General features: G+C 66.9%; 11 protein-coding genes. 9 read left to right on the plus strand and 2 right to left on the minus strand.

Annotation, left to right across the window (positions count from 1 at the left end):
• Positions 1–32 precede the first annotated feature (32 nt).
• Positions 33–419, plus strand: coding sequence for an SHOCT domain-containing protein (locus tag G6N59_RS14320; RefSeq protein WP_138232929.1), 387 nt, complete (start codon positions 33–35; stop codon positions 417–419).
• On the opposite strand, the gene G6N59_RS14325 is transcribed toward G6N59_RS14320, so the two are convergent.
• Positions 420–1088 (minus strand): TetR/AcrR family transcriptional regulator, encoded by a 669-nt coding sequence (locus G6N59_RS14325; RefSeq protein WP_138232930.1) that lies wholly within the window; start codon positions 1086–1088, stop codon positions 420–422. It abuts the gene before it with no gap.
• A gap of 136 nt (positions 1089–1224) precedes the next feature.
• Between G6N59_RS14325 and G6N59_RS14330 the strand changes: the two genes are divergently transcribed.
• The 5 genes from G6N59_RS14330 to G6N59_RS14350 all read left to right on the plus strand — a co-directional run bounded on the left by G6N59_RS14330 (position 1225) and on the right by G6N59_RS14350 (position 6512).
• Positions 1225–3060 carry a hypothetical protein gene (locus G6N59_RS14330; RefSeq protein ID WP_138232931.1) on the plus strand — a complete coding sequence of 612 codons (1836 nt, stop codon included), beginning with the start codon at positions 1225–1227 and terminating at the stop codon, positions 3058–3060.
• Positions 3057–3251: a hypothetical protein gene (locus tag G6N59_RS14335; protein WP_138232932.1), complete on the plus strand. Its 195-nt coding sequence runs from the start codon at positions 3057–3059 to the stop codon at positions 3249–3251. The genes G6N59_RS14330 and G6N59_RS14335 overlap by 4 nt, the downstream gene beginning before the upstream one ends.
• Entirely contained in the window at positions 3248–3658 is a 411-nt protein-coding gene (locus tag G6N59_RS14340) for a hypothetical protein (protein ID WP_138232933.1), read from the plus strand. The genes G6N59_RS14335 and G6N59_RS14340 overlap by 4 nt, the downstream gene beginning before the upstream one ends.
• 5 nt (positions 3659–3663) lie before the next feature.
• Positions 3664–4959, plus strand: coding sequence for a hypothetical protein (locus G6N59_RS14345; RefSeq protein WP_163911326.1), 1296 nt, complete (start codon positions 3664–3666; stop codon positions 4957–4959).
• Positions 4960–5060: 101 nt separating this feature from the next.
• Entirely contained in the window at positions 5061–6512 is a 1452-nt protein-coding gene (locus G6N59_RS14350) for a carotenoid oxygenase family protein (RefSeq protein WP_234884433.1), read from the plus strand.
• Positions 6513–7104: 592 nt separating this feature from the next.
• Here G6N59_RS14350 and G6N59_RS14355 read toward each other — a convergent pair.
• Positions 7105–8103, minus strand: coding sequence for a DEDDh family exonuclease (locus G6N59_RS14355; protein ID WP_138232934.1), 999 nt, complete (start codon positions 8101–8103; stop codon positions 7105–7107).
• Between the two features lie 124 nt (positions 8104–8227).
• Here G6N59_RS14355 and G6N59_RS14360 point away from each other — a divergent pair, with 124 nt between their 5' ends.
• The 3 genes from G6N59_RS14360 to G6N59_RS14370 all read left to right on the plus strand — a co-directional run bounded on the left by G6N59_RS14360 (position 8228) and on the right by G6N59_RS14370 (position 11334).
• Positions 8228–9313 (plus strand): SDR family oxidoreductase, encoded by a 1086-nt coding sequence (locus G6N59_RS14360; protein ID WP_197907920.1) that lies wholly within the window; start codon positions 8228–8230, stop codon positions 9311–9313.
• 63 nt (positions 9314–9376) lie between these two features.
• On the plus strand, positions 9377–10603 hold the full coding sequence (locus tag G6N59_RS14365) for a Mur ligase family protein (RefSeq protein ID WP_138232935.1): 1227 nt from the start codon (positions 9377–9379) through the stop codon (positions 10601–10603).
• Positions 10600–11334, plus strand: coding sequence for a type 1 glutamine amidotransferase (locus tag G6N59_RS14370; RefSeq protein WP_138232936.1), 735 nt, complete (start codon positions 10600–10602; stop codon positions 11332–11334). The genes G6N59_RS14365 and G6N59_RS14370 overlap by 4 nt, the downstream gene beginning before the upstream one ends.
• Positions 11335–11372 lie beyond the last annotated feature (38 nt).

Raw genomic sequence — 11372 nt, forward strand, 5'->3', positions numbered from 1 at the left:
CTTTCGCGCGATCGCCGACACGGAGGGAAACCATGAACTGGGGATCTAGCTGGGATTTTCTGTGGCACTTCCTGATCATCTTCGCCTGGATCGCGTACCTGCTGGTGCTGTTCCAGATCCTTGGCGATCTGCTCTGGCGTGATCACAAAACGTCGGGCTGGGCCAAGGCGATGTGGGTTGTCTTCCTGATCTTGTTCCCGTGGTTGACGGCTCTGATCTACCTGATCGCGCGTGGGCCCGGGATGGCGGAGCGCGCGCGCGAAGCGGCCGCCGCGGCCAAGTCAGAGACCGACGCCTACATCCGGGAGGCGGCAGGCCATTCTCCGGCCCAGGAAATCGCCGACGCGAAAGCCCTACTGGATGCCGGGACAATCAGCCAGGCCGAGTTCGACGCGCTCAAGGCCAAAGCGCTGTCCTGATCACCTTTCTGGGACGCCCGGATCTTCGACGACGCTGAAGATCCGGGCGCACCACCGCACCGCCTGCTCGGCAAAGTCTTCTGCGGTAACGGTTTTCGCGGGGTCGAGCAGCCGCTCATTGAGCAGTATCGCGACTCCGCCGACGCAGAACAGCGCCGCATCGAAGCTCTCCTGATCAGCATCCTTGTTGGGCTGCAGTAAGGCCAGGACCGCGGCGGCCACCCGATGTTGGGCGACCCGAATGTGTTCGGCGACGGACTCGATATGCCGGGCATCGGTCAGGAAGATGCGCACTGCCAGCGGATCGTTCTCGGCGTGCTCGATGAAGGCGGCCAGGCCGAGCGTCAGCCGGGTCTGCACGGTTGCCGACTCGGGCGCGCTCCCGCTGGCCAGCATCGCGGCGAAGGGCCCCTCGAGCACGTCATCGATCACGGCGCCGATCAGCGCACTGAGGCCGGCAAACTGCTCGTAGAAGTAGCGGTCGGTGAGTTTGGCGCGGGCCGCGACGGCGCGGACGCTCAATGCCGACAGCCCGCCTTCGCGCCACAGGGACTCTGCCGCGTCCAGCAGCAGCCGCCGCCGATCGGCCCGCCGCTCCTCCGCTGACCTGCCGGAATACCTGCGTTGCGGCGCGGCGCCTGAACCGGTGCCCGATCTGTCGTCAGCCATCTGGCGCAACCTCTCCCTCCGACTGGCTCATGATGTCAAAATCCGAGGAAGAAGACGGATTCCCGTTTCAAACGCGGTCTTCTGGCAATATTACCGACGAGTAAGGTTCAGGTTCATCTACATAGTGGGGTGGAACATGGCAGCACAGCTCGCCGAGCAGGTCACCGTGGTGGCCGCGGCCGGAACCGAAGGCGGGGGCGCTGCCCTCGACCAGGTCATCGGGATGTCCGTGGCAACGGGCATCATCACCGCGGGCCTGTTGTGGATCGGCTATCTGCATCGGCAACGCCGCATCACCTGGCTGCAGGACCTGGCCGAGGCGGCCGGCCGCAAGATGAACCGGCCCAGCTGGGTGGCCCTACCCTCACTGCTGTTCATCTCGACGATCATCTGCGCGATGTTCGGCTTCATCTGGGATGTCAGCCTGCACATCGGTAAGGGCCGCGATGCCGGCCCGCTGGCCAACCCCGCGCACTACTTCATCCTGGTCGGTCTGTTCCTGCTGTTCATCGCCGGATCGCTGTCGATCATCCTGCCGTACGACAAGCCCGGCCCGGCGGCCATCAAGATCACAAAAACCTGGTACGCGCCCGTCGGCGGCATCCTGATGGCCGGCTGCGGCCTGTACGCGCTGATCGGTTTCCCCCTCGACGACATCTGGCACCGCATCTTCGGCCAGGACGTCACGCTCTGGGGCCCAACACATTTGATGCTCATCGGCGGTGCCGGACTGTCCCTGGTCGCGATGTTGCTGTTGGAACGCGAGGGCGATATCGCGATGGGCGCCGATGCACCGCCCGCCCGCAACAAAGTGTTGCCGTACTTCGCCTTCGGCGGTCTGGTGATCGGCCTGTCGGTGTTCCCCGTCGAATACGACTTCGGTGTCGAACAGTTCCGGCTGGTGTTCCACCCCATGCTGATCGCTGCCGCGGCGTCGATGTCGCTGGTGGCCACCCGGCTCACCCTGGGCCGCTACTCCACATTCGGCGCCATCGCCTTCGCGTTGTTCATCCGCGGACTCGTCGCACTGGCTGTCGGACCCGTGTTGGGTTCCCCGTACAGCTGGTGCGCGCTCTACCTCGGCTCCGCGATCGTCGTCGAGCTGATCGGGCTGACGCCAATTGTCAATCGCCCCATCCTGTTCGGCGCGGTCGCCGGCCTGGGCGTGGGCACCGTCGGCATGTGGCTCGAGTCGTTCTGGGTCGACGCCATGTTCCGCACCCCGTGGCCCACTAGCATGTGGGGTGAGGCACTGTCGATGTCGACGCCGGTCGCCATCTTCATGGGCATGTGCGGCGCGCTGCTGGCCGTCGTGCTGTCCGGCCAGCGCCTGCCCGCACGTCCGATCGGTATCGGCATCGTGGTCGCCACCGTTCTGGTCATCGGCGGTGCCGTCGCCAACGGCCTGAACATCACCGTGCCAGAGCACGCCCGGGCGCAGATCACCCTGACCGATGCACCGAGCCCGCAGGGTCAGCGCCTGGTGAACGCCGACATCCAGATCACGCCTGCCAACCTGATCAGCGACAACCCAGAATGGGTGACGCTCATGGCGTGGCAGGGCAAGCTCGCCTATGACCGCGGACTGGTGGTCGATCACCTGCAGCAGGTCGGTCCCGGCCATTACCGGTCGACGCGGCCGATCCCCGTTTGGGGCACCTGGAAGACGGTGCTGCGCGTGCAGGACGGCCGGACCATGGCCGCCGTCCCGGTCTTCCTGCCCGCCGACCCCGGCATCGGTGCCCAGGAGACGCCTGCGCTGTCGACGACCCGCGATTTCACCGACGAGATCAAGGTCCTGCAGCGCGAACGCAACCTCGACGTGCCGTCGTGGCTGTACCCCGCAGCCTCCATGATCGTGCTGGTGTGCTCTCTGATCCTGGTCGCGTTGCTGAGTTGGGGTGCGGGACGGATCAATTCGCGCGAGGAATTCAGCACCACCGAGGCCAGGGAACCCGTCGGACAGCCGTGACCTATCTGGCCGATCACTCGCTATTGTTGGCACTGCCGGCGTTTGCCCCGGCGTTCGTCGTGGCCGGGGTGGTGGCCTGGGTGGCCATGAAGGACCGGCGGGCACACGACAGCTCCAACTCCGACGGTGCCGCGACCGATGCTGATGTCGACGGGACATCAGGTTCAACCGATAAGGATGGTTCCGCGTGACCTTTGTGAAGACCTTCGCCGTGGCCGGCGTCGTGGCGCTGGCGCTCGCCGGCTGCGGCAAGAACGAGCCGTCGTCCGGCAGCTCTTCGAGCGCCGGCGCCACGGGCACCACACAACTGAGCAACCCGCAGGCCCCGCCGGCACGCGTCTACATCGACGTGACCATCGCGGGCGGCACCGCGACGCCGATCAATCAGCAGGTGCAGGCCAAGCTGTCCCAGCCGATCATCGTCCGCGTCAACAGTGATGCCGCCGACCAGCTGCATGTGCACTCCAACCCCGAGCACACTTTCGACATCAAGCCGGAGAAGGACCAGGAGTTCCAGTTCACGGTGGACGTGCCGGGCAAGGTCGACGTCGAACTGCACCACCTGGACAAGACGGTCGCCACCATCACGGTGCAGTAAGCACTGTGCGTCCCGACGCAGTAACCCAGACCGTCCTGGCTCACGGGCTGGGCGGGTCAACTGATCTGCCCATCCCTGTGACCTATGCGCTGATCGGCGCGGCGTGGGCGTTGACCTTCACCTTCGCGGTGGTGGCACTGGCTTGGCGCAAGCCGCGGTTCGATCCGGAGAAGCCAGGACTCGCCTTGCCGCGCTGGGTGACGACGGCCGTGGACGCTCCCGCCACCCGATGGACGGTCGGGCTGCTGGCCCTGGCGTTCGCCGGCTGGGTCGCGGTGGCCGCGGTCGTCGGACCGCCGGGTTCCGGCAATCCGCTGCCGGGCGTGTTCTACGTGTTGCTGTGGGTCGGAATCGTTGCCCTGTCAGTGTTTTTCGGCCCGGTGTGGCGGGTGCTGTCACCGGTACGGACCATCATGCGGCTGCTGCGGCTGAGCCGGGATGCGTATCCCCCACGGCTCGGCTACTGGCCCGCGGCGGCCGGGCTGTTCGCGTTCGTCTGGCTCGAACTGGCCAGCCCCGACCCGGGTTCGGTTGGCGCCGTGCGGATCTGGCTGTTGGTGTACCTCGCGGTGACGCTGTCCGGGGCCGCGGCGTGCGGCACCCGGTGGTGCTCGCACGCCGACCCGTTCGAGGTGTACAGCGTCGTGGCCTCGCGGTGCGCCCCGGTGCGGCGGGGCGCCGATGGACAGATCGCCATCGGCAATCCGTTCAACCACCTGCCCACCTTGCCGATTCGGCCCGCCACGGTGACGGTGCTCGCGGTGCTGCTGGGCTCGACAGCTTTCGACAGCTTCTCGGCCACGCCGACATGGCGCGGGTTCGTGGCGGCGCACGCGACCGGCACCTGGCAGGTCACGTCGCTGAAAACTGTTGGACTGGCTGTGTTTGTCACGACGGTCGCGCTGTCATTCAGCCTCGCCGCCCGCGCCACGGGCGGGGTGGACCGGGCCCGGCGCCGGCAACTGCCCGGATTGATGGCGCACTCCCTCATCCCGATCGTCATCGGCTACGTGTTCGCGCACTATCTGACCTACCTCGTCGAAAAGGGCCAGCAGACCGTCTTCCAGCTTCTGGGCAGGCATGACGCGCACGTGTACTACGTGCTGTCCATGCACCCTTCGGCGCTGGCCACGACCAAGGTGCTGTTCGTGGTGGGCGGGCATATCGCCGGGGTAATCGCCGCGCATGACAGCGCGCTGCGCATCCTGCCGAAGCGGCATCAACTCACCGGGCAACTGGCGATGATGCTCGTGATGGTCGGCTACACGTTCACCGGCCTGTATCTGCTGTTCGGCGCATAACTCGCCGGCACCACCCCGCCGAGTGCCCATTCGCCACGACCCCTTGACAGCGATGCCCCGCGGATCAAAACTGAGGACACCCGTCATCAGATTGGAGTCCCATGACTGCCACAGTGCCCGCGGAACCGACGCTCAAGCAGCTCCATGGCCGCGCGTTCGCGTCCCTGTACGACGAAATGGACTACCAGGTCCGGCACATCGACGGCACCCTGCCGGAGGAATTGACCGGGACTCTGTTCCGCATCGGGCCCGGCAAGTTCGAGGTCGGCGACACCGTGTTGAAGACCATGTTCGATGCCGACGGCATGGTGTCCCGGTTCATCCTCGATGGCAAGACCCTCCGCTTCACCAACCGTTACGTGCGCACCAAGCAGTACCGCGGCGGCGACGTGATGAGCCAGCGCGGCATCACCACCAACGCCCCCACGCTGCGCGGCAATCTGCTCCCGCCGGCCAACACCGGCAACACCAATATGGCCACCATCTGCGGTGAACTGCTCGCCATGTGGGAGGGCGGCCCGCCGTACAAGATCGATCCCGACTCACTGGACACCTTGGGGTACAAGCGCTTTGACGGTGACCGGCTGGGCTACCTCGGTTCCTTCTCCGCCCATCCCAAGTGGGATCCGCACACCGGCGAGGTATACAACTTCGGCCTCGACCTGCTGCCCACGCCGCGGCTCCGGTGTTTCAAGGTGGACCGCGCCGGCCGCAGCCACCAGATCAGATCGCTGCAGCTGTGGGACATGGTGTGGAACCACGACTTCGCGCTCACCGAGAACCACATGGTGTTCGTCCTGGATCCGCTGCGACCCAACATCCCGACGCTGTTGCGCACCCGGTCCTTGGCACAGTCGCTGGATTACCAAGTCCGCAACGGCTCGACGCGGTTTGCCCTGGTCCCCCGCGACGGCTCCAAGCCGCGCGTCATCGAGCACGAAGCGCTGACGCACGTCCACGTCACCAACGCCTTCGAAGACGGCTCGGACACCGTGGTGGAGTTCTTCCGGTTCGAGGACTCGGACATCTTCCACAAGCTCGGCAAGGCCTGGCAGGACCCGGCCGACCCCACCGACCCCCGCGCCCACCTGACCATCGACGAATGGCCGCGCGGGCACCTGTCACGGTTCCGCATCAGCAAGTCCGGACGCATCACCGAGACCGTGCTATCGGCAACGGCGCCAATGGAATTCCCCCAGTACGACTGGCGCTGTTCCACACAGGAGCACAACGTCACCTACGCCTGCAAGGCCACCGAGGACGTGGGCCACTACAACGCGGTGACGCGCATCGACCACCGCACCGGCGTCCAGAGCACCTTTGATTTCGGGCTGGCCCAGACCGGCGAGCCGTTGTTCGTGCCTCGCTCCCGCACTTCCGCCGAAGACGACGGCTGGCTACTGGTGCTCAATCACGATCTGCGGAGCCATCATTCGCAATTGGTGATCTTCGACGCCCGCACCATCGAGGACGGTCCGCTGGCCACCGCGCACCTGGAACACCATCTGCCGATCGGGTTCCACGGCACGTTCAGCCGGCGGATCGCTGGCTGAACCGCACTTCCAGCGCTGGACACCGTTGCGCTACGCCGTACCGCGCTCGGTAGCGGCAACGACGAATCATCTTGCAGGACTGTGACTTTTGCCATCGGTGTCCTCACCCTCGGTCGGGTAGAGCGTCGGATGGTGGTACTGGTTGGTTCGTGGTTGGCCGACGTCCAACAGTGGTGGTGGGGTCCAGTGGGTGCGGCCGTCGGGGCCGGCGGATCCGGCGTCGGGCATCCTCGCTGCCGATATGCAGCCGGATGCGCAGCACATCGGCCCAGTTTTTCGCGCCGATCTCTTTCGGCGTGCTTTGAGCATGTAGGCCGGCCAACAGAGCGTGGTCGGCGACGGGGAACCGGCGCAGTAGCGCTTCCCGGCGGGAGAGCAGTTCGAGTTGATAGGCGGCCGATAGGCCGCTGTGTAGTCGAACCCGTTGAGCTCGGTGACAACATCCTCGGCCGCTGTATAGGCGGCGAAGATGGTGGCCCGATCACTAACACTAGTTCGAAGCACTGACAAGAAGCCGTCGCGGCGTGTGACGCTAGTTACCCACCGTGAACAGCGAAAACAAAGTGACCAAAGTTTTTTGGCGGCCGGCTAGCTAGAACAACATGAACTGATCGCCTGCCGGCGTCCGGTCGACGAATTCCTCGACATCCGACCCGCCGACGACGTGGCCGAGCAGCGTCATGAAGTCCGTGTCGGAAACCAGCGGCACCCCGAGCTCCCTCGCCTGGTAGCCCTTGCCCTGAGCAGGCACCGGGTCGTTGCAGATGACCAGCGACGTCTGGGCGTCGACGCTGTCGGAGTAGGACAGCCCGACATGCACGATGCGCTCGATCGCTTCTTCGTGGGTGCGCACCATCTCGCCCGACAGCGCCACTCGCATGCCCTGCACCAACGGCTGGCCCGGCACGAACCGGCCGGGGTTGGTATAGGCACAGGGCAGCCGCGAGGCCAGCACCTTCAGCGGCCGAAGTTCGTCGTGGGTGATGGCGCCGCTGGGCCAGCGCTTGCGCCCCACATTGCGGATCGGCAGCCAGCGCCGGTGCTCGCGCGCCGCGGCCAGTGCCGGTTTGAGGATCTGGGCCAGCACCATGGCGTCGTCCAGCGCATCATGCGGGCGAATCTGCGTCGCGCCGTAGTACGTCGCCAGGGTCTCCAGGCGAAGGTTCTCAGTCCCGAGGTTGAGACGGCGCGTCAGCTCGACGGTGCACATGACGCTGTCGACGGGCAGCACGGCGCCGACGCGTTCGCATTCGGCGGCCAGGAAGGAGTAGTCGAATCCGGCGTTGTGGGCCACCAGCGTGCGGCCGGACAGCACGGCGACCAGATCACCGACAACGTCACCGAAGGCGGGCTGACCCGCCAGCATCTCGGAGGTCAATCCGTGCACGTGGGTGGGGCCGGGATCCACTCCCGGATTCAGCAGGCTGCTGAAGGAGTGCTCGACGTTCCCGTCATCCCCGAGGGCCAGCGCGGCGACGCTGATGACCCGCGCATGGCCGGGATCGAAACCCGACGTCTCGACATCGACGACAGCCCAACCCGCGCCCGGCTCGGTGGCCGGTCGGCCCCAGCCGAGGTTGGTTTCGCCCACGTGGCAAGGATGGCACGGCGCCCCGACAAGTCGAGCGATATCCCACGGCCGCCGCAGCGTGTCGCCCCATCGGTTCACGTACGATCCACCCACCCGAGAGGCGGTCGCCGCTATCGTCACCACCATGACCGCAACCACGATCGACCCGAGTGCACCGGTACTCGTCACAGGCGCCAGCGGGTACATCGGCAGCTGGATCGTCCGGTACCTGCTCGAAGCCGGGCACACCGTGCACGGCACGGTGCGCAATCCGCAGAAGCCGACCGGCCTGGAGCACCTCCACAAACTGTCGGCCGACCACCCCGGCAAGCTCACACTCTTCAAGGCCGACCTGCTTGACATCGGCAGTTTCGACGAGGCGATGGCCGGCTGCCAGCTCGTCATGCACACCGCGTCGCCATTCCTCCTCCAGGGAGTCACCGACCCGCAGGAGTCGCTCGTCCGCCCGGCGCTGGAAGGCACCCGCAACGTGCTGGATTCGGTGAACCGCACCGAGAGCGTCAAGCGCGTGGTGCTGACCAGCAGCGTGGTCGCGATCTACGGCGATGCCCGGGAATCACGCGACGTGCCTGGCGGCGTCTTCACCGAGGACCAGTGGAACACCACCAGCAGCGTCGACCACCAGCCGTATTCGTATTCCAAGACCGTGGCCGAGCAGGAGGCCTGGCGCTACCAGAAGGCGCAGGACCGCTGGGACCTCGTCACCATCCACCCCGGCCTGGTGCTCGGCCCCGCACTGACGAGCGCCAGCGACTCGGCCAGCCTGGCCACCATGAAGCAGTTCGCCGACGGCACGATGCTGACCGGTGCACCCGAGTTGACCATGGGCGTGGTGGACGTCCGCGATGTCGCAGATGCGCACCTGCGCGCCGGCTACACCCCCGAAGCGCACGGCCGCTACCTCGTCAATGCCGCCTCGCTCAGCCTGCTGGAGATCGGCCAGATCCTGCGCGCCAAGTTCGGCGTGCTCTATCCGTTCCCGTGGCTGAACGTGCCCAAGGTCGCCGTGAAGGCCGTCGCACCGGTCATCGGGCTGACGCGCGAGTTCGTCGACACCAACGTGGGCTACCCCCTGGTCTTCGACGCCAGCCGCAGCCAGAGCGAGCTCGGGTTGGTGTACCGGCCCATCGAGCAGACCGTCACCGACCACTTCCAGCAGATGCTCGACGACGGCATCGTGCGCAAGCGTCCGAGTGTCCGTCTGCCGTAGGACTCGAGTGGGCGCCCTCACACGTGTCGTCACATTCGGGGCCGTCCTCCTAGAATTCCGGGGATGATCACCGCACGAGGACGCGTCGCGCTGGGCGCGGGCGCCGCCGCCCGGTGGGCGTCGCGCGTGACGGGGCGCGGTGCGGGCGCCATGATCGGCGGGCTCGTCGCCATGAAGCTGGACCCCTCGATTCTCGGACAACTCGGTTCCGGACGGCGCTCTGTCGTCGTCACCGGCACCAACGGCAAGTCCACGACCACGCGAATGACGGCCGCGGCGCTGACGACCATCGGGCCCGTGGCCTCCAACAGCGAGGGCGCCAACATGGACGCCGGGCTGATCGCCGCGCTGGCCGGGTCGCGCACGGCGACCCTGGCCGCGCTCGAGGTCGACGAGATGCACGTGCCGCACGTGTCCGATGCGGTGGACCCCTCGGTGATCGTGTTGCTCAACCTGTCTCGCGACCAGCTGGACCGCGTCGGCGAGATCAACCACATCGAGCGGACGTTACGGGCCGGGCTGACCCGTCACCCGAATGCCGTGGTGGTCGCCAACTGTGACGATGTGCTGGTGACCTCGGCGGCATACGACTGTCCCAACGTGGTGTGGGTGGCCGCCGGCGGCGGTTGGTCGGGCGACTCGGTGAGCTGTCCGCGCAGCGGCGAGGTGATCGTCCGGGAGAACGGGCACTGGCATTCGACCGGCACCGACTTTTCCCGGCCGACACCGCAGTGGTGGTACGACGAGACGAACATCTATGGGCCGGAAGGCTTTACCGCGCCGATGACGCTGGCCTTGCCGGGCACGGTGAACCGCGGCAACGCCACGCAGGCCGTGGCCGCGGCGGTCGCGTTGGGCGCGTCGCCCGCCGCCGCGGTGGCCGCTGTGTCGACGGTCGACGAGGTCGCCGGACGGTACCGGACCCTGCAGGTCGGCGAGCACACCGTCCGCATGCTGCTGGCCAAGAACCCCGCCGGCTGGCAGGAGGCGCTGTCTATGGTCTCCAGTGATGTTGCGGGAGCGGTTATCTCGGTGAACGGTCAGGTGCCCGACGGCGAGGACCTGTCCTGGCTGTGGGACGTGAACTTCGAGCACTTCGTCGACTTCCCGGCGCCCATCGTGTCGGCCGGCGAGCGCGGCACCGATCTCGCGGTGCGGCTGGGCTATGCGGGTGTCGACCACACGCTGGTGCACGACACCGTGGCCGCCATCAAGTCGTGCCCGCCCGGGCACGTCGAGGTGATCGCGAACTACACGGCGTTCCTGCAGTTGAACCGGGAGCTGGCATGACTCCGGACGCGAGGAGCAAAACGGCCCCCGTTCAGATCGGCCTGGTATTACCCGACGTCATGGGCACCTACGGCGACGGTGGCAATGCCGTCGTCCTGCGACAGCGCTTGCGGCTCAGGGGAATTGACGCAGAGATCGTCGAGATCACCCTGAACGACCCGGTGCCGGATTCGATGGACCTCTACACCCTCGGCGGCGCCGAGGACTACGCGCAGCGCCTCGCGACCCGGCATCTGCTGCAGTACCCGGGTCTGCAGCGCGCGGCCGAGCGCGGCGCGCCGGTGCTGGCCATCTGCGCCGCCATCCAGGTGCTCGGACACTGGTATGAAACGTCGTCGGGCGAGCGCGTCGACGGCGTCGGGCTGCTCGACGTCACGACCTCCCCCCAGCCCGAGCGCACCATCGGCGAAGTGACCTCCGTTCCAGTGATCGACGGGCTTGCCCAGAAGCTCACCGGCTTCGAAAACCACCGCGGCGGAACCGATCTCGGGCCGCTGGCCCAGCCGCTGGCCCGCGTCGAGAAGGGCGCCGGCAACCGCGCGGGTTCCGGCTACGACGGCGTCGTGCAGGGCAGCGTGGTCGCCACCTACCTCCATGGCCCATGCCTGGCCCGCAACCCGGAGCTGGCCGACTACCTGCTGTCCCAGGTCGTCGGCGACCTGCCGCCCCTGGAACTCCCCGAGGTCGACCTGCTCCGCGGCGAGCGCCTCGCCGCGCCCCGTCGCGCTTGATCCGCGCGGTGTAGGCGCTCCAACGCCGTTGCTGTGAA

The organism is Mycolicibacterium aubagnense (assembly GCF_010730955.1).
Classification (GTDB): Bacteria; Actinomycetota; Actinomycetes; order Mycobacteriales; family Mycobacteriaceae; genus Mycobacterium; species Mycobacterium aubagnense.

Excerpts from the sequence above, each read along its gene's own strand:
- G6N59_RS14330 (WP_138232931.1), top strand. The coding sequence starts at position 1,225 with ATGGCAGCACAGCTCGCCGAGCAGGTCACCGTGGTGGCCGCGGCCGGA.
- G6N59_RS14320 (WP_138232929.1), top strand. The coding sequence starts at position 33 with ATGAACTGGGGATCTAGCTGGGATTTTCTGTGGCACTTCCTGATCATC.
- G6N59_RS14370 (WP_138232936.1), top strand. The coding sequence starts at position 10,600 with ATGACTCCGGACGCGAGGAGCAAAACGGCCCCCGTTCAGATCGGCCTG.
- G6N59_RS14365 (WP_138232935.1), top strand. The coding sequence starts at position 9,377 with ATGATCACCGCACGAGGACGCGTCGCGCTGGGCGCGGGCGCCGCCGCC.
- G6N59_RS14325 (WP_138232930.1), bottom strand. The coding sequence starts at position 1,088 with ATGGCTGACGACAGATCGGGCACCGGTTCAGGCGCCGCGCCGCAACGC.
- G6N59_RS14350 (WP_234884433.1), top strand. The coding sequence starts at position 5,061 with ATGACTGCCACAGTGCCCGCGGAACCGACGCTCAAGCAGCTCCATGGC.
- G6N59_RS14360 (WP_197907920.1), top strand. The coding sequence starts at position 8,228 with ATGACCGCAACCACGATCGACCCGAGTGCACCGGTACTCGTCACAGGC.